Origin of the sequence: Variovorax sp. PDC80, assembly GCF_900115375.1 — a bacterium.
Taxonomy (GTDB): domain Bacteria; phylum Pseudomonadota; class Gammaproteobacteria; order Burkholderiales; family Burkholderiaceae_C; genus Variovorax.
In genome coordinates this window covers 275122-301888 of record NZ_FOWG01000004.1, presented here as the reverse complement: position 1 = coordinate 301888, position 26767 = coordinate 275122, and the positions used below count along the sequence as shown (strand labels likewise).

The following is a 26767-nucleotide window of genomic DNA, read 5'->3' as shown; positions in this document are numbered from 1 at the left end:
CTTCGGGACTTCAGCCCGGCGCGTGCCGCGCCGCGCGCGCCAGGCAGCCGACCGACAGCAGCGCCAGCAGGCCGCTGGCGCCAATGGCCAGGTCGTAGCTGCCGCGCAGGTCGAACAGCAGGCCGGCCGCGCTGGCACCGATCGAGGCGGCCACGCCGACCGCGATGTAGAGCGTGCCGAGGATGGCGCCCAGCGCGCGCGTGCCGTACCAGCGCGCCGCCAGCGCCGGGTAGAGCGCGATGCAGCCGCCGTTGGCCGCGCCGAACAGCAGCGCGAACAGCGCCAGCGAAGCGAAGCCGCCGGCCGCCCACCACAGCAGGTGCAGCGCGGCCAGCGCCAGCGTGAGCAGCGAGAGCAGCCGGCGCGCGCCGATCCGGTCGCCGAGCCCGCCGAGCACCAGCCGGCCGCCGACGTTGCCCACGCCGATCAGTCCGATCAGCAGGGTGGCGTCGGCCGCGCCGATGCCCAGCCCCTGCGCCGCCGGCGCCATGTGGACCAGCGCGACGAACAGCCCGATCGAGCCCCAGCCGATGGCCGCGAAGTACCACCAGAAGCAGGCGCCGCGCACCGCCTCACGCCAGCGCAGGCCGGTCTCGACAGGTGCGCCCGCCGATGCGAAGACCCGATCGCCGTCGGGCAGCAGCCCGAGCTCCTGCGGCCGGGCCCGGATCGCCCAGGCCGCCACGCCGCCGAGCAGCAGGATGCCGAGCGCGAACAGCTGCATCGTGGCCTGCCACGACAGGTGCTGCTGCAGCGCGCCGGCCGTCACCGGGCCGACGAAGGTGCCGAGCCCGGTGCCCGCCAGCGCCAGCCCCGAGGCCCGGCTGCGCCGGCGCACGAACCAGCGCTGCACCGCGGCCACCGCCGGCACGTAGACCAGGCCGACGCCGAAGCCGACGAACAGGCCGAACAGCGCGAACAGCACGGCCAGCGACGGCGCCAGGCTGGCCAGCGCGAAGCCGGCCGCGAGCAGCACGATGCCGGTGCCGACGACGGCGCGCAGCGGGAAGCGGTCGGCCAGCGCGCCCGAGAAGGCGCCGACGATGTAATAGAGCAGCGCCGTGGCCGAGAACAGCGAGGCGACCGGGAAGCGGCCGGCGCCGAAGCTGGCCTGGATGCCCGCGAAGAAGGCGCCGAAGGAATAGGCGGCGCCGAACACCAGCGCCAGCAGCACATGGGCCGCCGCGACGACGCCCCAGCCGCGAAAGAGCCTCATGGCGCCTTCGACATGATCGCGTCCATCGCGGCGACGAAACGCTCGAGCTCGTGCGGCGCGCCGACCGAGACGCGGATGAAGCGCTCGAAGCCCGGCTCCTTCCACGGCTTGACGATGATGCCGCGCGCCAGCAGCGCCTCGTTGACCGGCCCGTTCGGCCGGCCCAGGTCGATGAACAGGAAGTTGGCCGCCGAGGGCGCGATGCGCAGCCCCGGCCAATCGCGCGCGCGCAACTGTGCGGCCAGCGCGTCGCGCAGCCGCACCGTCTGTTCCACGGCCGCCTGCATGCAGGCCTCGTCGCCCCAGGCCGCGAGCGCCGCGGCCTGCGCCGCGAGGTTCACGTTGAAGGGCGTGCGCACGCGGTCGAGCAGCTGCACCAGCGCCGCGTCGGACGCGATGCCGTAGCCCACGCGCAGGCCGGCCAGGCCCCAGGCCTTGGAGAAGGTGCGCAGCACGATCCACGGGAAGGCCACCGCTTCGCCGCGCAGCCGCGCGAGCACGTCGGGGTAGCCGCTCGCGAGCCGCGCGTATTCGTAGTAGGCCTCGTCGACCACCAGCAGCGTGCCCGCGGGCACGGCGGCCAGCAGGCGCTCGAAGTCCCGCGCGTCGAACATGCAGCCGACCGGGTTCGAGGGATTGGCCAGCATCACCAGCTTGGGGCCGCGCGCGAGCGCCGCGCACCAGGCCTCGATGTCGAAGCCCAGTTCGGGCGTGAGCGCCAGCAGTTCGACCTGCGCGCCCATCATGCGCGGATAGATCTCGTGCAGGCCGAAGGCCGGTCGCTGCGTGAGCACGCGGTCGCCGGGGCCCAGGAAGGCCTGGCACAGCATCTGGAGGATGTCCTCCGAGCCGTTGCCGATCACCAGTTCCGCGGGCTGCGCGCCACAGCGTTCGGCGATCGCGGCGCGCAGCGCGGTGCAATGGGCATCGGGGTAGGTGCCCGCGCGCGCCGCCAGGTCGACCAGCGCGCGCGCCACCGCGGGGCTCGCGCCGTAGGGGTTCTCGTTGCTCGCGAGCCGCGCGATCTCGTCGACGCCATAGCGCGCGCGCACGGCCTCCGAGGACAGGCCGGCGTTGTAGGCCGGCAGCGGCGCGATTTCGGGCCGCGCGAGGGCATGGATGGCGGTCGTGTTCACAGGTCGAATACCTTGCCGGGGTTGAGCAGGTGGAGGGGATCGAGCGCCTGCTTGATGGCGCGCATGGCGGCCAGCTCGTCGGGAGTGCGGCTCGCGCCCAGGTAGGGCTTCTTGTGCAGGCCGATGCCGTGCTCGGCCGAGATGCTGCCGCCGCGGGCCTCAACCTGCGCGTAGACCATGCGCTCGAAGGCCTCGGCTTCGCCGCCGATGGCCTGGCCGTCGGTGGTCACGTGCAGGTTGCTGTCGCCCACATGGCCGAAGAACAGCGAATGGTGCCCGGGCCAGCGCGCATCGAGCGCCGCGCGGCAGTCGTCGGCGAAGCGACCGATGCTGGCCATCGGCAGGCTCACGTCGAGATTGATCGGCGGATGCATGTGCACCGGCAGCTCGGCCGTGGCCTCGCGGATCTTCCAGAAGGCGCGCGCCTGCGATTGCGACTGGGCGATGGCGGCATCGACCGCCGCGCCCTCCTCCATCGCGCCGGCCAGCGCCGCCTCGAGCGCCTCGCGCAGCGCGGCCTCGTCCTCGCCGGCCACGTCGACCAGCGCCACCAGCGGATGCGCCGCGTCGAAGGGCTCGCGCAGCTGCTGCCAGCGCAGCGAGGTCTGCACGAAGTCGCGCCACATCAGCTCGAAGGCCGCCAGCGCGCCCGGAAAGCGCGCGCCAAGCCGGCGCAGCAGCGCCAGCGCGGCCTCGAAGTCCGGCAGCGCGACCAGCGCCGTGGCCTTGGCGCGCGGCGCCGGATGCAGCCGCAGCAGCGCGCGCGTGATCACGCCCAGCGTGCCCTCGGCGCCGATGAAGAACTGCTTGAGGTCGTAGCCGGTGTTGTTCTTGAGCATGGGCCGCAGCATCGGCAGCACGCGACCGTCGGCCAGCACCACCTCCAGGCCCAGCGCCTGCTCGCGCATCATCCCGAACTGCAGCACGCCGTTGCCGCCCGCGTTGGTCGACAGCGCGCCGCCGATCTGGCACGAGCCGCGCGCGCCGAAGTCCACGCCGAACAGCAGGCCCTGCGCGGCGGCCGCCTCCTGCACCGACTGCAGGGTGGCGCCGGCCTGCACGGTCAGCGTGCCGGCGGCGGCATCGAGCGATTCGATGGCGTTCATGCGTTCGAGCGACAACGCGATCGCATCCGCGCGCGGCACCGCCGCGCCGGCCAGTCCCGTGAGCCCGCCCTGCGGCACCACGGGCACGCGGTGCTCGCTGCAGAGGCGCAGCACGGCCGACACCTCGCGCGTGTCGCGCGGGCGCACCAGCGCCAGCGGCAGCACCGGCGCCACGCCGCTCCAGTCGCTGCGGTGGCGCTCGGCGATGGCCTCGCCGCGCAGCACCTGGCCGGCGCCCAGCGCCTCGCCGAGCGCGGCGAGAAAGGCTTCCTGGCTCAACCGCGGCCTTCGACGAAATCGAGCACCGCCTCGAGCATGCGGCGCACCTGCGGCTGCACACCGGCCGCCACCTGGGGCAGGTAGGCGAAGGGCAGCGCCTCCTGCATGTAGCTCGACTGCGTCATCTCGAGCTGCACCGCATGCACGCCACCCGCGGGGTTGCCGTACTGGCGCGTGATGTGGCCGCCCTTGAAGCGGCCGTTGAGCACGCCGGTGTAGCCGGGATTCGATGTCGCGATGCCCAGCAAGGTGGCGGCGAGCGCGGGATCGCAGCTCTTGCCGTCGGCGGTGCCGAGGTTGAGGTCGGGCAGCTTGCCTTCGAAGAAGCGCGGCAGCACCGAGCGGATCGAGTGCGCGTCCCACAGCGCGATGGTGCCGTGCGCGGCCTTGAGTCGCGCCAATTCGGCCGCGAGCTGCGCGTGATAGGGCTGCCAGATCGCCTCGCGGCGCGCGGCGATCTCGGCCTCGCCGGGCAGGTCGCCCGCGGCATACAGCGGCGTGTCGTCGAAGGTGTCGACCGGGCACAGGCCGGTGACGCTCTGGCCCGGATAGAGGCTGGCGCCGTCGGGCGGACGGTTGAGGTCGATCACGTAGCGCGAGTGCGTGGCCACCAGCACCGAGGCGCCGAGCGCGTCGGCGAAGTCGTAGAGCTGCTCAAGGTGCCAGTCGGTGTCGGGCACATGGCGCGCCTCCTCGGTGAAGCGCGCGAGCAGCGCGCCCGGCACGTGGGTGCCCACGTGCGGCATCGAGATCAGCAGCGGGCGCGTGCCCTGGCGGAAGCGGAAGGCCGGTTCGGTGGTGGTGAAGCTCATGGCATGGGGTTCCTCAGTCTTGAAGCAGTTGGGTGCGCGCGGCCACGAAGGCGGACGCGGCCTCGGTATGCAGCGCATGGCGCCCGGCGGCGACGCGCGGGCGGCCCGCCACCCACACGGCGTCGATGGCGCTGGTGCGGTGGCTTGCGAAGACGTGCGCCGACAGCATGTCGGGCGCCGACAGCCCCTGCAGCGCGAGCTGCTGCGCATCGAGCACCACGAAGTCGGCCTGCTGGCCCGTCGCGAGGCCGCCGATGGCGCGGCCCGCGGCCTGCGCGCCGCCCTGCACCGCCTGCAGGGTGAGCGCGGTCGCCACGTGTGGCTGCGCCGCGGTCGCGCCCACGTTGCGCTGGCGCGTGCGCAGGCGCTGGCCGTACTCGAGCATCAGCAGCTCCTCGGCCGCATCGACGCAGGCGTGGCTGTCGGAGCCCAGGCCCCAGGCACCGCCGTGCTGGCGCCAGGCCGCGAAGTCGAACAGGCCGTCGCCGAGGTTGGCCTCGGTGGTCGGGCAGAGGCCGGCGACCGCGCCGCTGCGGGCGCCGCGCCGGTATTCGTCGGCGTCCATGTGCGTGGCATGCACCAGGCACCAGCGCGCGTCGACCGGCGCATGGTCGAGCAGCCATGCCACGGGGCGCTGGCCGCTCCAGGCGATGCAGTCGTCGACTTCCTTGGTCTGCTCGGCGATGTGGATGTGGACCGGCGCGCCGGCCTCGATCGCATCGAGCCCCGCGAGCGCCTCGCGCAACGCCTCGGGCGGCACCGCGCGCAGCGAGTGCGGCGCGAGGCCGAGACGCGCGCCCTGTGCGTCGCAGGCGGGCTTCAGCGCCTCGAGCAGCCGCAGCATCGAGTCGGTGGAACGGATGAAGCGCCGCTGCCCCTCGTTGGGCGGCAGGCCGCCGAAGCCGCTGGTCTGGTAGAGCACCGGCAGCAGGGTGAAGCCGATGCCGGTCTTGTGGGCGGCGCGCAGCAGCGCGAGGCTCAGCGTCGCGTCGTCGGCATAGGGCCTGCCGTCGGCGTCATGGTGCACGTACTGGAACTCGCAGACGCTGGTGTAGCCGGCCTCGAGCATCTCGGCATAGAGCCAGGTCGCGATGTCCTCCATCTGCCGCGGGCCGAGGCGCGCGGCGAAGCGGTACATCAGCGTGCGCCAGCTCCAGAAGCTGTCCTGCTGCTCGGCGCGGTGCTCGGTCAGGCCCGCGAAGGCGCGCTGGAAGGCGTGCGAATGCAGGTTGGGCATGCCGGGGATCACGGGGCCGTTGGCCGTGTCGGCATCGGCGGGCTTGTCGGCGCCGGCCTTCGCCTCGACGAGCTGGCCGGCCTCGTTCCATGCGAGCAGCACGTTCTTCGCCCAGCCGGTGGGCAGCAGCGCGTCGGCCGCGAACAGCGCGCGCGTCATGCCGGGGCTCCCACGGCTTTGACGGCGATATGGCCCTGCCGCACCACGGTGCGCACGGGCCGCTGGCCGAACCAGTAGGCGAGCTCGGCCGCGTCGCGCACCGACCAGAGCACGAAGTTCGCGGGCCGGCCCGCGGCGATCGCGCCATGCGTGGCCGCCAGGCCGAGCGCGCGCGCCGCATGCACGGTGACGCCGGCCAGCGCCTCTGGCACGGTGAGGCGGAACAGGGTGCAGGCCATGTTGACCATCAGCAGCAGGCTCAGCGCGGGCGAGGTGCCGGGATTGTGGTCGGTAGACACCGCCATCGGCACGCCCGCGGCGCGCAGCGCCTCGATCGGCGGCAGGTGGGTGTCGCGCAGCGTGTAGTAGGCGCCGGGCAGCAGCACGGCCACGGTGCCGGCCGCGCGCATCGCCGCGATGCCCTCGGCCGACAGGTGCTCGATGTGGTCGCAGGACAGCGCGCCGTAGCGCGCGGCCAGCGCGGCGCCGCCCATGTCCGAGAGCTGCTCGGCATGCAGCTTGACCGGCAGGCCCAGCGCCCGGGCGGCCTGGAACACGCGCTCGGTTTCTTCGAGCGAGAAGGCGATGCGCTCGCAGAACACGTCGACCGCGTCGACCAGCCCCTCGGCCGCGAGCGCCGGCAGCATCTCGCGGCACACGAGCTCGATGTACTCGCCGCTGCGCCCCGCGTACTCGGGCGGCAGCGCATGGGCGCCGAGGAAGGTGGTGCGCACCGTCACGCCGTAGTGCTCGCCGAGCCGCCGCGCCACGCGCAGCTGCTTGCGCTCGTGCTCGAGCGCGAGGCCGTAGCCCGACTTGATCTCGATCGCGCAGACGCCGTCGGCCAGCAGTGCCTCGAGCCGCGGCGCGGCCTGGGCGAACAGCGTGTCCTCGTCGGCCTCGCGCGTGGCGCGCACCGAGGAGACGATGCCGCCGCCGGCCTTCGCCACCTCCTCGTAGCTCGCGCCCGCGAGCCGCATCGCGAACTCGTTGGCGCGCTGGCCGCCGTAGACCAGGTGGGTGTGGCAGTCGACCAGGCCCGGCGTGGCCAGCGCGCCGCCGCCATCGTGCACGGGCAGTGCGACGTACTCGGCCGGCAGCGCGGCGCGCGCGCCGACCCAGCGGATCGTGCCCTGCGCGACGACGAGGGCCGCATCGTCCGATTCGATGCCGGGTGCGGCGCCCGGCGCGAGGCGCAGGCCGGTCCAGAGGCCGTCGGCGGAAGGATGGGAGAGGGTCATGTCTGTGGTCTCGGGTTGCGGCCTCAGGCGGGAACGATGCGCACGGCCACGAGGCGTGCCGTCGCGTCCTCGGGCGCGAGCTGCCAGGCGCGCGGTGCATCGGACCAGCACAGGCCCTCGCCCTCGCGGCACGCCGCGCCACCGGCATCGAGCCGCCAGCCGCCGCGCAGCGCGAGCAGCACGCCATGCGGCGCGGCTTCGAGCGCGGTGGCGCCGTCGAGCACGCGCACCTCGGCGTGCCAGGCGCCGCGGCGGGTCATCACGTTGAAATCGCTCGAGGCGCCGCCCAGCAGCGTGCAATCGAGCGCGGTGTCGCCGCTGAAGGCGAAGGGCCGGTGCGGCGCGTCGAGCGGATGGTCGATGGCGCCGTCGGCCGAGCGCAGCCGCACGCCGTCGCCCTCGAGCAGCATGATGCTGCGGTCGATGCCCGCGAAGCGCGAGAACGGCCCGGCCTGCGCGATGCTGGCGATGCTCACGCGCCAGCCGAAGTCCTCGAGCCCGGCGCCGGCCGGCCAGCAGGCGATCTCCTGCGTGGTGCCGCCGCCGTTCTTCCACGGCGTGACGGGCAAGGTGGCGCGCGAGAAGCGCTGCGTGCCGCCGGCCATGCTCAGCCCTTGATCATCGGCAGCTTCAGGCCCTGCTTCTTCGCGGTGGCCACGGCGATGTCGTAGCCCGCGTCGGCATGGCGCATCACGCCGGTGGCGGGGTCGTTGAACAGCACGCGCTCGATGCGCCTGGCGGCGGCGTCGGTGCCGTCGCAGACGATCACCACGCCCGAATGCTGCGAGTAGCCCATGCCCACGCCGCCGCCGTGGTGCAGGCTGACCCAGGTGGCGCCGCCCGCGGTGTTGAGCAGCGCGTTGAGCAGCGGCCAGTCGCTCACGGCATCGGTGCCGTCCTTCATCGCCTCGGTCTCGCGGTTGGGGCTGGCGACCGAGCCGGTGTCGAGGTGGTCGCGGCCGATCACGATCGGGCCCTTGAGCTCGCCCGACTTCACCATCTCGTTGAAGGCCAGGCCGGCCCTGTGGCGCTCGCCCAGGCCGAGCCAGCAGATGCGCGCGGGCAGGCCCTGGAAGCTGATGCGCTCGCGCGCCATGTCGAGCCAGCGGTGCGTGTGGGTGTTCTCGGGGAACAGCTCCTTGATCTTGGCGTCGGTCTTGTAGATGTCCTCGGGATCGCCCGAGAGCGCGACCCAGCGGAACGGGCCCTTGCCCTCGCAGAACAGCGGCCGGATGTAGGCCGGCACGAAGCCCGGGAAGTCGAAGGCGTTCTTCACGCCCTCGTCGAAGGCCACTTGGCGGATGTTGTTGCCGTAGTCGACGGTCGGGATGCCCATGGCCTGGAAGTCGAGCATGGCCTGCACGTGCACCGCGCACGATTGCGCGGCCGCCTTCTTGAGCGCGGCATGCTGCGACTCGTCCTTCATCGCGGCCTGCCATTGCGCCACGCTCCAGCCCGCGGGCAGGTAGCCGTTGATCAGGTCGTGCGCCGAGGTCTGGTCGGTCACGAGGTCGGGCTTGAGACCGCCGGCCTTCGCGCGCTTCACCAGTTCCGGGAGGATCTCGGCCGCGTTGCCCAGCAGCGCGATCGACACGGCTTCCTTGGCGTCGCAGTGCTGCTTGATCAGTTCGAACGCATGGTCGATGTCGCGCGCCTGCTTGTCGACGTAGCGGGTGCGCAGGCGGAAGTCGATGCTCGACTGCTGGCACTCGATGTTGAGCGACACCGCGCCCGCGAGCGTGGCCGCGAGCGGCTGCGCGCCGCCCATGCCGCCGAGGCCGGCCGTGAGGATCCACTTGCCCGCGAGGCTGTTGTTGTAATGCTGGCGGCCGGCCTCGACGAAGGTCTCGAAGGTGCCCTGCACGATGCCCTGGCTGCCGATGTAGATCCAGCTGCCGGCCGTCATCTGGCCGTACATGAAGAGACCCTTGCGGTCGAGCTCGTTGAAGTGCTCCCAGTTGGCCCACTGCGGCACCAGGTTCGAGTTGGCGAGCAGCACGCGCGGCGCGTTCTCGTGCGTCTTGAACACGCCCACCGGCTTGCCCGACTGGATCAGCAGGGTCTCGTCGTCCTCGAGCTCCTTCAGCGAGGCGAGGATCTGGTCGAAGCATTCCCAGTTGCGCGCGGCGCGGCCGATGCCGCCGTAGACCACGAGGTCCTGCGGCCGCTCGGCCACCTCGGGGTCGAGGTTGTTCTGCAGCATGCGGAACGGTGCTTCGGTGAGCCAGCTCTTGCAGTTCAGCTGGCTGCCGCGCGGGGCGCGGATCACGCGCGTGGGGTCGTGGCGCGGATCGGCGGCGGTGGCAGCGTTGGCGGCGATGAATTTGTCGGGTGCGTTCATGGCGGGAGTCCTTTCGATGGCAAGGAAGGTCGGACGAGGAATCGGGGAAGGTTCAGGCGCGGCTCGGCAGCACGGCGGCCAGCGGCGCGGCCCAGTCGCCGCGGCGGGCCCACAGGCGCATGGCTTCCACGTCGGGCGCCATGAAGCGGTCCTGCTCGATGAAGGCCACGCGCTCGCGGATGGCGGCGAACTCGGCCTCGACCAGCGCGGAGCTGCGCGGGCTGTCGGCGTTGCGCTTGAGCTCGATGCCCTGGCAGGCGCCCATGGCCTCGATGCCGACCACCACCGCGGTGTTGTCGACCATCTCGGCCAGGCGGCGGCCCGCGAAGGTGGCCATCGACACGTGGTCTTCCTGGTTGGCCGAGGTCGGCAGGCTGTCGACGCTGGCTGGATGGGCCAGCGACTTGTTCTCGGAGGCCAGCGCCGCGGCCGTGACCTGCGCGATCATGAAACCGGAGTTGACGCCGCCGTCGCGCACGAGGAAGGGCGGCAGGCCCGAGAGGCCCGAGTCGAGCAGCAGCGCGAGCCGGCGCTCGGAGATGGCGCCGATCTCGCTCACCGCCAGCGCGATGATGTCGGCCGCGAAGGCCACGGGCTCGGCGTGGAAGTTGCCGCCCGAGATCACGTCGCCGGTGTCGCTGAAGACCAGCGGGTTGTCCGACGCCGCGTTGGCCTCGATGCGCAGCACCCGCGCCGCATGCGCGAGGTTGTCGAGGCAGGCGCCCATGACCTGGGGCACGCAGCGGATCGAGTACGGGTCCTGCACGCGGCCGCAGTCGGCGTGCGAGGGCACGATGGCGCTGCCCTCGAGCAGCGCGCGCACCGCGCCCGCCACCGCGATCTGGCCCGGCTGGCCGCGCGCGGCATGGATGCGCTCGTCGAAGGGCTTGATCGAGCCCTGGATCGCCTCGAGCGAGAGCGCGCCCGCCATCAGGCCGGCGGCGAACACGTCCTCGGCGCCGAACAGGCCCGCCAGCGCGAGCGCGGTCGACACCTGCGTGCCGTTGAGCAGCGCCAGGCCTTCCTTGGGGCCGAGCACGAAGGGCGCGAGGCCGATGCGGCGCATGGCCTCGGTGCCGCCGATGGTCTCGCCCTCGGGCGTGCCGACCTCGCCCTCGCCGATCAGCACGCAGGCCATGTGGGCCAGCGGCGCGAGGTCGCCCGAGGCGCCGACCGAGCCCTTGCTCGGGATGCGCGGCAGCAGGCCGGCGTTGAACAGCGCGAGCAGCGCGTCGACGATCTCGGGCCGCACGCCCGAATGGCCGCGCGCCAGGCTCACGGCCTTGGTGGCGAGCACCAGCCGCACCACGCCGTCGGGCAGCGGCACGCCGGTGCCCACGCTGTGCGAGAGCACGAGGTTGCGCTGCAGCTCGGCCAGGCGCTCGGGCGGGATGATGGTCTGCGCGAGCTTGCCGAAGCCGGTGTTGATGCCGTAGACCACCTCGCCGGCCTCGACGATGCGGCGCACGGTGGCCTGGGCGGCCAGCAGGCCGGCGCGCGCGGCGCCGGCGAGCTCGAGCCGCGCGCCGCCCGCATGGATGCGGCGCAGCGCGGGCAGGTCGACCTCGCCGGGCGAGAGCACGAGCGGTTCAGTGGCGGCGTTGGGAGCAAGCTTCATGGTGCGATCCTGTATATACAAGTAGGTGCGAAAAAAATCGAAGGCCGGAATGGCGTGCGTGGATTCAGCCGAAGGCCTGGTTGCCGTCGACGCGGAAGCGGCTGCCGAGCCGGTAGCGCGAGGCCGGGTGCAGGCAGCGCACCAGCGTCACGGGCAGGTCGCGGGTCCAGGTGCGGCGGGTCAGCAGCAGGCAGGGGTCGGCCGGCGGCATGTCGAGGCGCTCGGCCTGTTCGGCGGTGGGCAGCACCGCGTCGACCACGTGCTCGATCTGGTCGAAGGGCACGTTGCGCACCAGGTACTCGCCGGGCGAGACGACCGAGAAGTCCTGGTCGAGGAATTCGGGCACGGCGCGCGGATTGACGTAGCGGTCCTCGATCTGCACCGGCGTGCCGTTCTCCAGGTGCAGGCAGACGGTGTGGAACACCGACTCGCCGGGCCGCAGGTCGAGCCACACGGCGATGTCGGGCGAGGCGGCGATGCGCTCGAGCGCGATGAACTCGCAGCGGTAGTCGTGGCCGCGCTGGCGGATCTCGCTCGCGATGTTGGCGATCTGCAGCAGCGTGGACTGCGGCTTGTTCTCGGCCACGAAGCTGCCCACGCCGGCCACGCGCACGATGCGGCCCTGCTCCGAGAGCTCGCGCAGCGCGCGGTTGGCGGTCATGCGCGAGATGGCGAACTGCGCCACCAGCTCGTGCTCGGACGGCAGCCGGTGGCCGGGCGGCCAGGTGCCGTCCTGGATCTTGCGCGAGATGTGGTCCTTGACCTGCGCATAGAGCGCGAGCGACGGCGCGGCCGCGGGCGCGCCGGCGGGGCTGGGTGCGGAGGACGGCAGGTCGCGCTTCATGGTCTCAATGCTCCGCCGCCGCCATCGACTCGGCGCGGATCTCCTCGGTCAACCGGGCCTTGATCTCCATGAACTCGGGCGAGGTCTTGATCGTGTAGTGGCGCGGATGCGGGAAGTCGACCGCGATCTCGGTCTTGATGCGGCCGGGCCGGGCGCTGAACACGGCCACGCGGTTGGCCATGAAGATGGCCTCGTCGATGTCGTGCGTGACGAACAGCACCGTCTTCTGCGCCGACTCCCAGATGCCCAGCAGCAGTTCCTGCATCAGCACGCGGGTCTGGTTGTCGAGCGCGCCGAAGGGCTCGTCGAGCAGCAGCATCTTGGGGTCGTTGGCCAGCGCGCGCGCGATCGCGGTGCGCTGCTGCATGCCGCCCGAGAGCTGCTTGGGATAGTGGTGCTCGAAGCCGCGCAGGCCGACCTTGGCGATGAAGAACTCGCTGCGCTCCTTCTGCTCGGCCTCGCTCATGCCGCGCTCGCGCAGGCCGAAGCGGATGTTCTGCGCGATCGTGAGCCAGGGGAACAGCGTGTAGCTCTGGAACACCACGCCGCGGTCGGCGCCCGGGCCCTCGATCGGCTGGCCGTCGAGCAGCACCTCGCCGGTGGTCGGGAAGTCGAGCCCCGCGACGATGCGCAGCAGGGTGGACTTGCCGCAGCCCGAGGGGCCGAGGATGGTGACGAAGTCGTTCTCGCGCACCTCGAAGTCGACCGGCAGCAGCGCCTGCGTGCGCTGGCCGCGCGTGCCGGTGAAGGTGCGCGAGACGCCGTGGATCGACAACTGGGCCGGCTTGATGATGGCGCTCACAGCGTGCTCCAGGCGAAGAGGCGGCGGTTGACCGCCTTGAAGGCGAAGTCGGACACGAGGCCGATCACGCCGATGACGATGATCCCGAAGATGATCTGGCCAGTGTTCAGGAGCGCCTGGCTGTCGGTGATCATGTGGCCGATGCCCGAGGAGGAACCGATGAGCTCGGCCACGATGACGTAGGTCCAGGCCCAGCCCAGCACGAGGCGCAGGGTCTCGGCGATGCCGGGCGCGGCGCCCGGGATCAGCACGCGGCGCACGATGCCCCGGCTGCTGGCGCCCAGCGTGTAGGCGGCCTCCACCAGGTCCTTGCGCGCGCTGCCCACGGTCACGGCCACCATCAGGATCACCTGGAACACCGAGCCGATGAAGATCACCAGCAGCTTCTGGCTCTCGCCGATGCCGGCCCAGAGGATCAGCAGCGGAATGAAGGCCGAGGCCGGCAGGTAGCGGCAGAACGAGACGAAGGGCTCGAGGAAGGCCTCGATCGGCTTGTAGGCGCCCATCGCGATGCCCAGCGGCACGGCGATGACCGAGGCCAGCACGAAGCCGCCGACCACGCGCCACACCGTCATCCCGATGTCCTGGATGAAGTTGTACTCGGTGAACAGCAGCCAGCCTTCGCGCAGCATCGTGACCGGGCTGGCCAGGAAGGTCGGCGAGACGAAGCCGCCGAGCGTGAAGACGGCCCAGACGGCGAAGAACAGCACGAAGAAGCCGACGCCGAGCATCCAGCGCGCACGCGGACTCACGGGTTCGAGCGGTGCCATCGCGCGGCGGCGCCGCGCGGCAGCCACGCGCACGGCGGCGGGGGGAACGGAGGCCGCCGCGGGAGCGGCTGGCGCGGAGGGGATGACGGTCGTCGCTTCCATGGCGGGCGATGCGTGGCGCTTCGTCGTTATGCGTTGAGGTGGCTTACTTGATGAAGCTCGCGTCGAAGGTCGCGGCCAGGTCCTCGGGCGCCTTGCGGATCACGCCGGCCTCCAGCAGGATCGGCACCGACTCCTTCATGAACTGGGTCAGCTCGGCGCTGAAGAACTTCTGGTTCGCCGCCTTGTCCTGCCAGCGCAGGTAGGCCGAGGACTTGGCGAACTGCTCGCCGCTCTGCTTGACCGCGCTGCCCATCAGCTCGTTGGACTTGGCCGGGTCGGACTTGATCATCTCGAGCGCCTCGAAGTACGAGTCGGTCAGCGCCTGCGCGGCCTTGGCGTTGGCCTTGAGCCAGGTCGGCGCGCAGCCCACGGTGTCCATCACCATCGGGTAGTCGAGCGTGGTCGCGAGGATCTTGCCGGCCTGCGGGTTGGCGCGCACGGTCGACAGGTAGGGCTCGTAGGTCATGGCGGCATCGTTCTGGCCCGCGACGAAGGCCTGCGCGGCCGGCTGGGGCTCGAGCGAGACGGTCTTCACGTCCTTGATGCTCATGCCGTTCTTCGACAGCATCCAGGCCAGGCCGAAGTACGGCGCGGTGCCGGGCGCGCTCACGCCCACGGTCTTGCCCTTGAGGTCGGAGAAGCTCTTGACGTCGTTGCGCACCGCGATGCCGTCGGCGCCGTAGGACTTGTCCATCTGGAAGATCTGCACGATCGGCACGCCGTTGGCGTTCCAGGCCACGTGCGTCTCGATGGTGGTGGCGGCGCACTGGATCGCGCCCGCGGCCAGCGCCAGGTGGCGGTCCTTCTGCGGAATCATCTTGAGCTCCACGTCGAGCCCGTTCTTCTTGAAGATGCCGGCCTTGTCGGCCAGCGACAGCGGCGCGAAGCCGGTCCAGCCCGACATGCCGAGCGTGATCTTGGTCTGGGCGGCGGCGCCTCCGGCCGCGCCCGCGATACATGCACCGGCTGCCAGCAGCGTGGCGATCTTTGCGACTGTCTTGGCCATCGAGGCCCTCCTGTTCGTGTGAAGCGTCAATTGAATCGGCTGGCAGCGCCCGTCGGAGCTTTCCGTGGTGCGCGGCCGCAGTGTCATTCGCCTGAACACCCCTGTATATACAGGATAACCCGAAAAAGCCGCGGCGAGAACGGTGCAAGCCGGCGCGGAGCGCACCTTGTATTGGTGCGAACCACTCAGCGCATGCACCAGTATGCTGTCTATACAGGCGTTTCAGACGAATGCCGACCGCTTGCAAACGGCGTGCCAGCCGGGCCGCCACCCAGGCCGCTATCCAGGCCGACGGGCGGTCGCGCCCGGCCCCGCGACCGCGGCGGCGCGCCTGCTGCGCTGCGGCGACAATCGACCCCTTCCGTCGCCACCCAGCCCGCCGCCTTGTCCAATTCACCTTCCGCCGACCCCGCGCAGATCCTGCACGAGGTCTTCGGCTACGCCGCCTTCCGCGGTCCGCAGGCCCCGATCGTCGACCACGTGACCGGCGGCGGCGACGCCCTGGTGCTGATGCCCACCGGCGGCGGCAAGTCGCTGTGCTACCAGATCCCCGCGATCGCGCGCCAGCGCGCCGGGCACGGCATCGCGGTGGTGGTGTCGCCGCTGATCGCGCTGATGCACGACCAGGTCGGCGCGCTGCACGAGGCCGGCGTGGACGCCGCCTTCCTCAATTCCACGCTCGACTGGCAGCAGACGCAGGACGTCGAGCGCCGCATGGCGCGCGCCGAGGTCACGCTGCTGTACGCCGCCCCCGAGCGCGTGACCACGCCACGCTTCCTCGAGCTGATGGACGCGCTGGCCGCGCGCGGCAAGCTGTCGATGTTCGCGATCGACGAGGCGCATTGCGTGAGCCAGTGGGGCCACGACTTCCGTCCCGAATACCGCGCGCTGACCGTGCTGCACGAACGCTACCCGGGCGTGCCGCGCATCGCGCTGACCGCCACCGCCGACGCGCTCACGCGCGCCGACATCGTCGAGCGGCTGCAGCTCGAGCAGGCGCAGCAGTTCGTCTCGAGCTTCGACCGGCCGAACATCCGCTACACCATCGTCGAGAAGAAGGAAGCCACCACGCAGCTGCTGCGCTTCATCGAGCGCGAGCACGAGGGCGATGCCGGCGTGGTCTATTGCCAGTCGCGCAAGCGCGTGGAAGATGTGGCGGTGGCGCTGCGCGACGCGGGCATCAACGCCCTGCCCTACCACGCGGGGCTCGACGCCTCGGTGCGCCAGGCGCACCAGGACCGCTTCCTGCGCGAGGAAGGCATCGTGATGTGCGCCACCATCGCCTTCGGCATGGGCATCGACAAGCCCGACGTGCGCTTCGTGGCCCACCTCGACATGCCCAAGAACATCGAGGGCTACTACCAGGAAACCGGCCGCGCGGGCCGCGACGGCGAGCCGGCCCAGGCCTGGATGGCCTACGGCCTGCAGGACGTGGTGAACCAGCGCCGCATGATCGACGAGAGCCCGGCCGGCGAGGAATTCAAGCAGGTGATGCGCGGCAAGCTCGACGCACTGCTCTCGCTGGCCGAGGCCAGCGACTGCCGGCGCGTGCGCCTGCTGGGCTACTTCGGCGAGCAGAGCACGCCCTGCGGCAATTGCGACAACTGCATCGCGCCGCCGCAGGTCTGGGACGGCACCGACGCGGCGCGCAAGCTGCTGTCCACCGTCTACCGCGTGCAGCAGCAAAGCGGCATCAGCTTCGGCGCCGGCCACGTGATGGACATCCTGCGCGGCAAGGAGACCGAGAAGGTCAAGCAGTTCGGCCACGAGCGCATCAGCACCTTCGGGCTCGGCGCGGAATTCAGCGAGGTGCAGCTGCGCGGCGTGCTGCGCCAGCTGATCGCGATCGGCGCGGTGGCGGTCGACGCCGAGGCCTACAACACGCTCAAGCTCACCGAGGGCTCGCGCGCGGTGCTGCGCGGCGAGACCACGGTGTCGCTGCGCGAGTCGATCTCCTCGCCGACGGCGCGCGGCGGCAAGGCACGGCGCGAGAAGACCGCGCGCGGCGCGCCCTCGCCGGCCGCGGCCACGCTCGACGCGCAGGGCCAGTCGCGCTTCGACGCGCTCAAGGCCTGGCGCGCCGAGGTGGCGCGCGAACACAACCTGCCGGCCTACGTGATCTTCCACGACGCCACGCTGGCCGCGATCGCCGAGCGGGCACCGGCCACGCTCGAGGACCTGAAGGGCATCAGCGGCATCGGCACCAAGAAGCTCGAGGCCTACGGCAGCGAGGTGCTGCGGGTGTGCTCGGCCTTCTAGCCGGCCCCCCCACCGCGCGCTACGGCCTCAGTTCGTGACCGGCAGCTTCACCGGCACCGGCCGCGTGAGCAGGTCGACGTAGAGGTCGTAGAAGCGCGCGTTGTCGAACTTCTTCACCACCTTCATCTTCTGCAGCGGCACGCCCGCGGGCGGCGTGGCATAGCCGACCGAGCGGCCGTTCTCGGGATCGCCGGGCTTGGCGATCACGTCGACGTACTCCTCGCTGACCTCGGTCGCGTAGCTCGGGTCGAGCAGGTAGGCGATGGTCAGCGTGTCCCAGATGTTCGAGGTGTAGCCCGGCTTGGTCTCGAACGAATCCGCGAACCATTCCTTGCGGAAGACCTCGGTGACCGGCGTGGGCGTGGCCGGGTGCGCGATCTTGTCGTAGATGGCCTTGGTCATCAGCACCGTGTCGGTCACGTCCAGCGGCAGCACCACCTGCGGGATCGGCAGCCGCACCACGTACTGCGCCGCGTCGGGATCGAACCACCAGTTGAACTCGGCCGTCTTGGTGGTGTTGCCGGCCACGTGGACCGCGCCGCCCATGTAGATGATCTCCTTGATCAGCGGCACGATCTCGGGCGCGCGCTTGGCGGCCAGCGCGATGTTGGTGAGCGGGCCGATCGCGAGGATGCTGACCTCCTTCGGGTTCGCCTTGATGGCGTCGATCAGGAAGTCGACCGCGCCCTTGGCCTGCACCTTGGTGTGGGTGGCGAAGCCGTCGGGGATCGGCACCAGGTCGGCGTCGCTCTTGGGCTCGGGCGAGCTCCAGGCGCCCAGGTAGCCGTCGCCGCCGGCACCGGCCTTCATCTCGGCGTCGATGTCCGCCTTGGTGTGGTTCAGCGCGTAGTTCTCGCCCACGTAGACGCCGATGCGATCGCCCACGCCGAGCCGCTCGACCGACTTCAGCGCCTCGGCCACGCCCTGGCGCAGCCACTTGTTGCCCGACACCACGCTGATGCCCAGCACGTCGACCTTGCCCTCGGCCTGCAGCTGCGCGGCCATGGCGCCGAGCTGGCCGTCGTCGCTCATCGTGTTGTAGTCGCTGTCGATGATGATCTTGCGCGCCGGCGGAGGGGGTGGCGGCGGAGGCGGCGGGGGTGGGGGCGGCGGCGCGCTGCCGGTCGGCACGAACGCGAAGCCGTTGCTGCCACCGCCGCCGCAGGCGGTGAGCACCGCGGCCGACAGGGCCGACACGATCCATCGTCTTCTGGGCATCTGCATTTCTCTCTCTCCTTGGAATAGTGGTGTCTTTTCAGGGGGAAGCCGTCGAACGGATGCTCGAACGAAAACGTTTGCGCAAACGTTTGCCGAATTCTGGGCGCGAGGGCACGGCACAGGCAAGGCCCGGGGCCTAGGGGTTTTCCGCGAGGCGGATGGCGCGCGGCAGGCGCGCACGGACACGTGAAAACGGGCCCGTCGGGCCCGTTGTCGGTTCGGCAAGAAAGCGCCGGCGAAGCGGCGCCGGCCGGTGGATCAGTCGGTCTCGATCAACCGGTTCTCGCGCAGCGGCGAACGCAGCAGCAGCGTCGGACCCGCGTCGGGCGCCGCCTCCGCCTTCTCGAGCCCCGGTGCGGCGCGCGCCGCCGCGGCCGCGACCGGCACCGGGCAGCTGCCGGTGCTGCGCAGCGCGAGCGCGGCCGAGAAGCGGGCCTCGCTCGGGTCGCCCAGCGCATGCGCGAAGTCGTCGGCCACCGTGCAGTTGGGCGTGAAGCCGTCGCCGTAGTCGCCGAAGCCCTTGTTGTTCACGCCCTGGAACTGGATCGCGAAGTAGGTGGTGCCGCAGTTGTCCTGCGGATAGAAGCCATAGGGCTTGCCGCAGGTGGCGCCGCCCACGAGGTTGACCTTGATGTCCACGCCGCGCAGGCCGTTGATGACCGACTCGCTGGCCGAGCAGGTGTCGGGGCTGGTGAGCACCGTGACCTGCGACAGGCCGAGCTGCGGCAGCGGCTGGCCGGCGCGCGAGGTGCTCTGGAACGGCAACGGGCTCTGCAGCCCGAAGGGGTTCTTGTTGTTGAAGGCCAGCCGCTCGAAGGTGGTGCCGGAGGTCGCGGCCGGCGTGGCCACCATGTAGGCGAGTTGGCTCGCGATCTGCAACCGGCCGCCACCGTTGTAGCGCATGTCGAGCACGAGGTCCTGCACGCCATCGGCCTTGAACTTGTTCATGGCCGAGATCAGCTGCGCCTCGGCGGTGGCGATATGGTCGTTGAACAGCAGATAGCCGACGCGCCCGCTCGGCGTGTCGACGGTCTTCACGTTCTGCACCGGCGTGCGCGTGATCCGCGCCGAGGTCAGCGTGACGGTGCGCGTGGCGCCGCCGGCCTCCTCGAGCTTGAAGCTGTGCGACTCGCCGAGGTCGTCGGGCGAGAGCGCGTTGTTGATGGCGGTGGTGTTGGTGCTGTTGACCACGCTGATGCCGTCGACCTCGAGGATCTTGGCGCCGCGCGCGATGCCGGCGTTGGCGGCCGGCGAGTTCGGTTCGGTGAAGGCCACGCGCAGGTCGCGCGGACGCGAGTTGCGCACGAACGCGAACTCGATGCCGTAGCCGGCCGAGACCCCGGCCTCGGACAGCTGGCGGTAGACCTCGGTGTCGTAGATGTAGTGGAAGCGGTCCTTGGCCCGGCCCGAGGACGTGGTGAGCGGGGTCTTCAGCACGTTGAAGTAGGCCACCGGCGTCGCGTAGTCGGCCGCCTTCAGCGTGGTCGGCACCTCGTTGTACCAGAGGTAGGTTTCGTCGATCCAGGCGCGCACCCAGCGCTTCTCGATCGCCAGCGAACCGGCGCGGTCGGGGTAACCGGTGCCGGTGGCCGGGTTGATGCCGCCGCGCGGCGCCGCGCACTGGCCAGCCACGCTCGAGGAGGCGACGATCGCGTCGTCGTCGCCGGGCGTGCCGCCGCCCGGGCCCGGAATGAACGGCAGGCCACCGCCTCCGCCGCCGCCCCCACCGCCGCAGCCGGCGAGCAGCCCCGCGAGAGCCAGGGCACCGGCCAGGGCCCAGGGGGTCGAAGCCCCGGCGTGTTGCCGCGCGCGGCCTGCGTTGCGAAACCTCATCGAACATCTCCCTCATGCGGGCCCGCGAACGCGGGCGGACGTCTGGAACCCGGAAGCGCCCGGCCGCCCTCGGCGCGTGTCTCCCGGCGTGATGGCGGCTTCCCTTCCGCCTTTTTTCTTGCTGCGCCCCGGCGGCGGCGCGGGGCCGCTACTGCACGAAGCCGATGCCGCGCGATTCGCGCACTTCGGGCTTGATGCGGTGCTCGGCCTCGAGCTGGTCGAGGAACTCGGCCGCCGAGAACTCGGTCGCCAGGATATCGGTCTGCCGTTTCACCGCCGCGAAATCGCCGGGGCACAACTGCGAAAGCTGCGCCAGCCGCGCGCGGACCTCGCCCGTGAGCAGCGACGCGTCGCCCGCGAGCGCCTCGGTCACGAACATGCGCTCGCGCTGCGCCGCGGTCAGCGGCATGAACTTGATCTTGAAGGTGAAGCGCCGCAGCGCCGCCTGGTCGAGCCGCTCGAGCAGGTTGGTGGTGCACACGAAGATGCCGTTGAAGCGCTCCATGCCCTGCAGCATCTCGTTGACCTCGGTGACCTCGTAGGTGCGCTGGGCGCCGCGGCGGTCCTGCAGGAAGCTGTCGGCCTCGTCGAGCAGCAGCACGGCCTTCTCGCTCTCGGCCTCGCGGAACATGGCGGCCATGTTCTGCTCGGTCTCGCCGACGTACTTGCTCATGAGGTCGCTGGCCTGGCGCACGATCAGCGGTCGCGCGATGGCCTTGGCGATGTGCTCGGCGAGCGCGGTCTTGCCGGTGCCGGGCGCGCCGTAGAAGCACAGCGTGCCGTGGCCGCGCGCCTTCAGCGCCTCGACGATGCGCGGGATCTCGAAGCGGGTCTCGACGTTGAGCATGTCGAGGTCGTAGGTGGTCACGGTGCGGCGCTCGCCGCGACCGGTGTCGCTGGTGCCCAGCGCAAGGTCGGCATTGCGCAGCTGGCGTTCGATCAGCGCCTCGACCGAGGCGCCGTCGGTCCGGGCCAGGCCCGCGAAGCGCACCGCGGTGCGGATCTGCGCCGGCGTCAGGCCCTTGCGCTCGGCCAGCTTGGCGGTGAAGGCCTCGGACACCGTCACGCCCTCGAGCGTCTTCTTCACGAGCTGCTCGCGCGCGCCCGGCGGCGGCGACTTGAGCTCGAGGTGGTAGGCGAAGCGGCGCCGGAATGCCGGATCGATCTGTTCGATGCGGTTGGTGACCCACAGCGTGGGCACCGGGTTGGCCTCGAGGATCTGGTTGACCCAGGCCTTGCCGCTGACGCTGCCGTTGGCCGGCGCGGGAATCTGTTCGGCGCGCGCCATGTACTGCGCGGCCTCGGTGCTGATCGGCGGAAACACGTCCTCGACCTCGTCGAACAGCAGCGCGGCCTGGGCACTGCCCTTGAGGAAGACCTGCGCGATCTGCAGCGAGCGGTAGCGGTCGCGGCCTGACAGCGAATTGCCGTCGCGGTCGGCGTACTCGACCTCGAACAGCTCGAGCCCCGCGGCCTGCGCCACCACCTTGGCGAGCTCGGTCTTGCCGGTGCCGGGCGGGCCGTAGAGCAGCACGTTCACGCCCAACTCCTTGCGCGCGACCGCCGCGCGCAGCAGCGTGACGAGCACGCGCACCTCCTCGTCGACGAAGGAGAAGTCGTTCGGCAGCAGCGCGCTCTTGGCCGAGGGCCGCGTGAACACGGCCATCAGCTCGTTGTGGTCGCGGTACTCGCGCATCAGCACCGGTGGCAGCTTCTCGCTGACCTTCATCAGGTCGGCGAGGTCGGTGATGTTGTGTTCGGAGATCAGGTTCTCGACCAGCCCGATGCGCTCGAGCCGCGAGCCGGCGCGCAGCGCCTCGCCGACCTCGCTCGCGTTCACGCCCGCGATGTCGGCGATCGCGGCATAGGCCTCGGGCGCGTTGTTGACCTTGAACTCGACCAGCAGCGAGCGCAGGTCGCGCTGGTAGCGCGCGAGCGTGCCGTACAGCAGCAGCGCGCGCTCGGCCTTGTTGAGCTGCAGCAGGCCCGCGAGCGCATCGATGTTCTTCTCGACCAGCGTGGACTGCTTGCGCAGCGCATGCGTGAGCCAGTCGCGAGTGACGGCCAGCACCGACAGCAGGTCCTTGGGCTGGTCCTTCGCGTACTCGTCGAGGTAGAAGAACAGCGTGCCTTCCTCGTACGGGCCGCGCCAGACGCCGTGGCGCTCGAGCAGCGTGCGGCCGTCGAGGTTCTCGATGCCCTTCCAGGCCTCGTTGCCCGCGCAGCGGCGGCCGAGGAATTCGCGCAGCCGCTGCAGCACCGCGGCCGGCCACACCAGGTGGCGGCCGGTCAGCGAGAGCAGGCCGTTGATGTCGCGCCGCACGTTGAAGCGCGGCCCCTGCTTGGCGGCGAGCGTGAGCACGAAGTGCGAGCACATGAGCTCGAGCACCGGTGCTTCCTTGAGACCGGGCGACGGCAATGCCTGCCCGCGAACCGCAGCAGCCACTACATCGACACCCGCACGCTTGACCATCGGACGAACCTCCAGAGAGGGGAATTACCGGCCAGACCATAACGCAGACTTTTGGCTTCGGGAAGACGCCGAAAGGGTAAAAACCCTGGTGTCCGATTCCGTCCACAATGCGCGCCATGGTCGAAATCGAAGAAATACGCCGCGCCGCGGCACGCCTCGCGGGACAGGTGCTCGACACGCCCTGCGTGGAATCGCGCACGCTGTCGGAGATCGTGGGCGCGCAGGTGTTCCTCAAGTTCGAGAACCTGCAGTTCACCTCCTCGTTCAAGGAGCGCGGCGCCTGCAACAAGCTGGTCGACCTGTCGGAGAGCGGCACCCGCGGCGTGATCGCGATGTCGGCCGGCAACCATGCGCAGGGTGTGGCCTATCACGCGCAGCGGCTCGGACTGCGCGCGCTGATCGTGATGCCGCGCTTCACGCCCGGCGTGAAGATCGAGCGCACGCGCGGCTTCGGCGCCGAGGTGGTGCTGTACGGCGACACGCTCGACGCGGCGCGCGCCCACGCGGTCGAACTGGCGCAGCGCGAGGGCCTGGCCTTCGTGCATCCCTACGACGACGAGGCCATCATCGCCGGCCAGGGCACGGTGGCGCTCGAGATGCTCGCGGCCGAGCCCGAGCTCGACACCCTGGTGGTGTCGGTCGGCGGCGGCGGCCTGATCGCGGGCATGGCCGTGGCCGCGCGCGCGCTCAAGCCCGGCATCGAGATCGTGGGCGTGCAGACCACGCGCTTCCCGGCCATGGTCAACGCGGTCCAGGGCACGCAGCATCCGCAGGGCAAGAGCACCATCGCCGAGGGCATCGCCGTCGGCACGCCGGGCGTGCTGACGCGCGAGATCATCGCGCGCCATGTCGACGACCTGGTGCTGGTCGACGAAGGCGACATCGAGCAGGGCGTGCTGATGCTGCTCGAGATCGAGAAGACGCTGGTCGAAGGCGCCGGCGCCGCCGGGCTGGCCGCGCTGATCCGGCACCCCGAACGCTTCAAGGGCAAGCGCGTGGGCCTGGTGCTGTCGGGCGGCAACATCGATCCGCTGCTGCTCGCGGCCATCATCGAGCGCGGCATGGTGCGCGCCGGCCGGCTCGCGCGGGTGCGCGTCAGCGCGCGCGACGTGCCGGGCTCGCTGGCCCAGATCACGGCCACCGTGGCCGAAGCGGGCGCTAACGTCGACGAGGTCCACCACCAGCGCGCCTTCACCATGCTGGCGGCGCAGAACGTCGACATCGAGCTGGTGCTGCAGACCCGCGGCCGCGAACACCTGGCCAGCGTGCTGGAAGCGCTGGCCACGGCGGGCTTCGAGGCGCAGGAGCAGCACTGAGCCAGGCCGGGCCGGCTCGTCCGGTTACGTCTGGTTCCAGGGGTCTGGCAACCCCCTAGACCGCGGGCATGCACCCCACCGGTAAAATGCCATCAGTTCGTGTCATTCAAAGTATCAGAGGTATTTCCGATGTCCCACCCCACTCCTGTCGAGCCCGCACACGGCGCCGCCGCCGAGCAAGACACGGTCGAGTCGATCGTTCACCTGATGCCGCTCGTGCTGCCGATCGCCGGCGGCGTGCTGATGCTGCTGCTGGCATCGATCGCCGTCTTCCTGGCCTGACAGGCATTTGCGCTTTCGTCCGCGGGTCGTGCGGCCCGCGCTGACGCATCCTCCTCTCCCGAGCCGAAACGTTTTCTCAAACGGACCTCCACGCCGCCAGGCGTGGCGCACCGTTCGGAAAGACGATTTTTCAACTTAGGAGATTTCCGATGAACGCACCCACGACGAAGGGCCTTGGCATTCAGGCGCCCGCCTACGTCAAGAACGCCAAGCTGATTGCCTGGGTGGCCGAGATGGCCGCGCTGTGCAAACCCGAATCCATCTACTGGTGCGACGGCAGCAACGAAGAGTACGACCGCCTCTGCCAGCAGCTGGTGGACGCCGGCACCTTCCAGAAGCTCAATCCCGCCAAGCGCCCGAACTCGTTCCTCGCCTCGTCCGACCCGAGCGACGTGGCGCGCGTCGAGGACCGCACCTACATCTGCTCCGCCAACAAGGAAGACGCCGGTCCCACCAACAACTGGATGGCCCCGGCCGAGATGCGTGCCACTCTGCAGCCTCTTTTTGACGGCTGCATGAAGGGCCGCACGATGTACGTCGTGCCGTTCAGCATGGGCCCGCTGGGCTCGCCGATCGCGCACATCGGCATCGAGCTGTCGGACAGCCCCTACGTCGCGGTCAACATGAAGATCATGACCCGCATGGGCAAGGCCGTGTACGAGGTGCTGGGCGCCGACGGCGAGTTCGTGCCCTGCGTGCACACCGTGGGCGCGCCGCTCGAGGCCGGCCAGAAGGACGTCGCCTGGCCCTGCAACAAGACCAAGTACATCGTCCACTACCCCGAGACGCGCGAGATCTGGAGCTTCGGCTCGGGCTACGGCGGCAACGCGCTGCTGGGCAAGAAGTGCTTCGCGCTGCGCATCGCCTCGAACATGGGCCGTGACGAAGGCTGGCTCGCCGAGCACATGCTGATCCTCGGCGTGACCAGCCCCGCGGGCAAGAAGCACCACGTGGCCGCCGCCTTCCCGAGCGCCTGCGGCAAGACCAACTTCGCGATGCTGATCCCGCCGGCCGGCTTCGACGGCTGGAAGGTCACGACCATCGGCGACGACATCGCCTGGATCAAGCCCCAGGCCGACGGCACCCTGCGCGCCATCAACCCCGAGGCCGGCTACTTCGGCGTGGCCCCGGGCACCAACGACCTGACCAACCCGAACTGCATGGCCAGCCTCGACCGCGACGTGATCTTCACGAACGTGGCGCTGACCGACGACGGCGACGTCTGGTGGGAAGGCATGGGCGGCGCGCCCGCACACTGCATCGACTGGCAGGGCAAGGACTGGACGCCGCAGATCGCCAAGGAAACCGGCGCCAAGGCCGCCCATCCGAACGCGCGCTTCACCGTGGCCGCCACCAACAACCCCGCGCTCGACGACGCCTGGGACGATCCGAAGGGCGTGAAGATCGACGCCTTCATCTTCGGCGGCCGCCGCTCGACCACCGTGCCGCTGGTGACCGAAGCCCGCAACTGGGTCGAAGGCGTCTACATGGCCGCGACCATGGGCTCGGAAACCACCGCCGCGGCCGCCGGCCAGCAGGGCGTGGTGCGCCGCGATCCGTTCGCGATGCTGCCGTTCATGGGCTACAACATGAGCGACTACTTCCAGCACTGGCTCGACCTGGGCAAGAAGCTGCAGGCCTCGGGCGCCACGCTGCCGCGCATCTACACCACCAACTGGTTCCGCAAGGGCGCCGACGGCAAGTTCGTCTGGCCCGGCTACGGCGAGAACATGCGCGTGCTCAAGTGGATGATCGACCGCATCGAAGGCAAGGCCGACGGCGTCGACCACATCACCGGCGTGAGCCCGCGCTACGAGGACCTCAACTGGACCGGCCTGGACTTCAGCGCCGAGCAGTTCGCCACCGTCACCAGCATCGACAAGGCTGCCTGGCAGGCCGAGCTCAAGCTGCACGACGAGCTGTTCGAGCAACTGGCCCATCACCTGCCGAAGGAACTGCCCGCGACCAAGGCGGCGATCGAGCAGCGCCTCGCGGCCTGATGTCAAAGCGCCCCGCGAGGGGCGTTCCAGACGCAAAAAAGCCGCCCGAGGGCGGCTTTTTCGTGGGCGCGATCGCCCGCTCCGATCAGTAGTAGCGCGAGCTGTTCATGCGGCGCATCGCTTCGTACAGCGTGGGCATGCGGGCCGCTTGCGTACGGGCGGCGGCACCGGCCAGCGCGTCGATCCTGGCCACGTCGGCCACGCTCGCCGTGCCTTCGGACTGCTGGCGCCAGACGGCGGCTTGCAGTTCGGCCATCACGCGCGGGTCGCTTTGCGCGGTGTCGAGGAAGCGGGCGTCGGCACGGGCCGAAGCGCGGCGCTGTGCGGCGGCGAGCCAGAGCGCGCCCAGCTTGTTGGCACCGTTGGCCAGCGAACCGGCGAACAGGGCGATGACCGCGAAGGCACCGGCGCAGACCAGGGCCCAGGCCGCGAGCAGCGCGCCTTCGTCCCAGTGGGCGACGATGGTGTCGGCCACCACGAGCACCGCCGAGACGATGGCGACGATCAGCAGCAGGATCAGCGGACGGGCGCTGTTGCCGCCGCGTGCGGCCTTCAGGTGTCCGAACAGGACTTCGGCGCGTTGGACGCCGGGGTGGACGGTGGGTTGGTCGACGTGAATGAAGCTGGTCATGGTGCCCTCCAAGGCGTGTTTCTATTTCCGATGCCTCGATATTAGGGTTTGCCCTAGTAAGTTTCCACTTTATCTTTCTGATGTTT

The 26767-nt window shown here is 70.6% G+C and carries 21 protein-coding genes; 4 read left to right on the top strand and 17 right to left on the bottom strand.

Going from position 1 to position 26767, the window contains the following annotated elements; all coding sequences use genetic code 11:
* Window positions 1-10: 10 nt before the first annotated feature.
* From BM109_RS14820 to BM109_RS14760, 13 genes are all read right to left on the bottom strand, one after another.
* A complete protein-coding gene (locus tag BM109_RS14820) occupies window positions 11-1216 on the bottom strand; it encodes an MFS transporter (protein ID WP_093343861.1) in 1206 nt (401 codons plus the stop codon).
* Entirely contained in the window at window positions 1213-2352 is a 1140-nt protein-coding gene (locus tag BM109_RS14815; RefSeq protein WP_093343860.1) for a histidinol-phosphate transaminase, read from the bottom strand. Before BM109_RS14815 ends, BM109_RS14820 begins: the two co-directional genes overlap by 4 nt.
* Window positions 2349-3737, bottom strand: a complete 1389-nt coding sequence (locus tag BM109_RS14810; RefSeq protein ID WP_093343858.1) for an FAD-binding oxidoreductase — start codon at window positions 3735-3737, stop codon at window positions 2349-2351. Before BM109_RS14810 ends, BM109_RS14815 begins: the two co-directional genes overlap by 4 nt.
* Window positions 3734-4549 (bottom strand): N-formylglutamate deformylase, encoded by an 816-nt coding sequence (gene hutG / locus BM109_RS14805; RefSeq protein WP_093343856.1) that lies wholly within the window; start codon window positions 4547-4549, stop codon window positions 3734-3736. Before hutG ends, BM109_RS14810 begins: the two co-directional genes overlap by 4 nt.
* Window positions 4550-4562: 13 nt before the next feature.
* Complete coding sequence (locus BM109_RS14800; RefSeq protein ID WP_093343854.1) at window positions 4563-5945, bottom strand: formimidoylglutamate deiminase; 1383 nt, start codon at window positions 5943-5945, stop codon at window positions 4563-4565.
* The gene (hutI, locus tag BM109_RS14795) at window positions 5942-7186 is read right to left on the bottom strand and encodes an imidazolonepropionase (protein WP_093343853.1); all 1245 of its coding nucleotides are present in this window, start codon (window positions 7184-7186) and stop codon (window positions 5942-5944) included. The genes BM109_RS14800 and hutI overlap by 4 nt, the downstream gene beginning before the upstream one ends.
* Window positions 7187-7209: 23 nt before the next feature.
* Window positions 7210-7791 (bottom strand): HutD/Ves family protein, encoded by a 582-nt coding sequence (locus BM109_RS14790; RefSeq protein WP_093343851.1) that lies wholly within the window; start codon window positions 7789-7791, stop codon window positions 7210-7212.
* A gap of 2 nt (window positions 7792-7793) precedes the next feature.
* Complete coding sequence (gene hutU / locus BM109_RS14785; RefSeq protein ID WP_093343849.1) at window positions 7794-9527, bottom strand: urocanate hydratase; 1734 nt, start codon at window positions 9525-9527, stop codon at window positions 7794-7796.
* 52 nt (window positions 9528-9579) lie between these two features.
* On the bottom strand, window positions 9580-11145 hold the full coding sequence (hutH, locus tag BM109_RS14780) for a histidine ammonia-lyase (protein ID WP_057593441.1): 1566 nt from the start codon (window positions 11143-11145) through the stop codon (window positions 9580-9582).
* 64 nt (window positions 11146-11209) lie between these two features.
* Window positions 11210-11989, bottom strand: a complete 780-nt coding sequence (gene hutC / locus BM109_RS14775) for a histidine utilization repressor (RefSeq protein WP_093343847.1) — start codon at window positions 11987-11989, stop codon at window positions 11210-11212.
* 4 nt (window positions 11990-11993) lie between these two features.
* Window positions 11994-12782 carry an ABC transporter ATP-binding protein gene (locus BM109_RS14770; protein WP_256222598.1) on the bottom strand — a complete coding sequence of 263 codons (789 nt, stop codon included), beginning with the start codon at window positions 12780-12782 and terminating at the stop codon, window positions 11994-11996.
* Window positions 12783-12787: 5 nt separating this feature from the next.
* The gene (locus BM109_RS14765) at window positions 12788-13663 is read right to left on the bottom strand and encodes an ABC transporter permease (protein WP_093343846.1); all 876 of its coding nucleotides are present in this window, start codon (window positions 13661-13663) and stop codon (window positions 12788-12790) included.
* Between the two features lie 43 nt (window positions 13664-13706).
* The gene (locus tag BM109_RS14760) at window positions 13707-14669 is read right to left on the bottom strand and encodes an ABC transporter substrate-binding protein (RefSeq protein ID WP_093343844.1); all 963 of its coding nucleotides are present in this window, start codon (window positions 14667-14669) and stop codon (window positions 13707-13709) included.
* A gap of 192 nt (window positions 14670-14861) precedes the next feature.
* Between BM109_RS14760 and recQ the strand changes: the two genes are divergently transcribed.
* Window positions 14862-16928, top strand: a complete 2067-nt coding sequence (recQ, locus tag BM109_RS14755; protein ID WP_371268812.1) for a DNA helicase RecQ — start codon at window positions 14862-14864, stop codon at window positions 16926-16928.
* A gap of 27 nt (window positions 16929-16955) precedes the next feature.
* Here the strand turns inward: recQ and BM109_RS14750 are convergent, their stop codons facing one another.
* From BM109_RS14750 to BM109_RS14740, 3 genes are all read right to left on the bottom strand, one after another.
* Window positions 16956-18146, bottom strand: coding sequence for a nucleoside hydrolase (locus tag BM109_RS14750; RefSeq protein ID WP_093344177.1), 1191 nt, complete (start codon window positions 18144-18146; stop codon window positions 16956-16958).
* A 258-nt stretch (window positions 18147-18404) separates the two neighbouring features.
* Window positions 18405-19979, bottom strand: a complete 1575-nt coding sequence (locus BM109_RS14745) for a S41 family peptidase (protein ID WP_093343841.1) — start codon at window positions 19977-19979, stop codon at window positions 18405-18407.
* Window positions 19980-20127: 148 nt separating this feature from the next.
* Window positions 20128-22452, bottom strand: coding sequence for an ATP-binding protein (locus BM109_RS14740; RefSeq protein ID WP_093343839.1), 2325 nt, complete (start codon window positions 22450-22452; stop codon window positions 20128-20130).
* A gap of 116 nt (window positions 22453-22568) precedes the next feature.
* Here BM109_RS14740 and BM109_RS14735 point away from each other — a divergent pair, with 116 nt between their 5' ends.
* The 3 genes from BM109_RS14735 to BM109_RS14730 all read left to right on the top strand — a co-directional run bounded on the left by BM109_RS14735 (window position 22569) and on the right by BM109_RS14730 (window position 26050).
* Entirely contained in the window at window positions 22569-23768 is a 1200-nt protein-coding gene (locus tag BM109_RS14735; RefSeq protein ID WP_177239349.1) for a threonine ammonia-lyase, read from the top strand.
* A gap of 129 nt (window positions 23769-23897) precedes the next feature.
* Entirely contained in the window at window positions 23898-24050 is a 153-nt protein-coding gene (locus BM109_RS41215) for a hypothetical protein (RefSeq protein ID WP_177239348.1), read from the top strand.
* 149 nt (window positions 24051-24199) lie between these two features.
* On the top strand, window positions 24200-26050 hold the full coding sequence (locus tag BM109_RS14730; RefSeq protein ID WP_093343836.1) for a phosphoenolpyruvate carboxykinase (GTP): 1851 nt from the start codon (window positions 24200-24202) through the stop codon (window positions 26048-26050).
* An 85-nt stretch (window positions 26051-26135) separates the two neighbouring features.
* On the opposite strand, the gene BM109_RS14725 is transcribed toward BM109_RS14730, so the two are convergent.
* Window positions 26136-26681, bottom strand: a complete 546-nt coding sequence (locus BM109_RS14725; protein ID WP_093344175.1) for a hypothetical protein — start codon at window positions 26679-26681, stop codon at window positions 26136-26138.
* Between the last annotated feature and the right edge of the window lie 86 nt (window positions 26682-26767).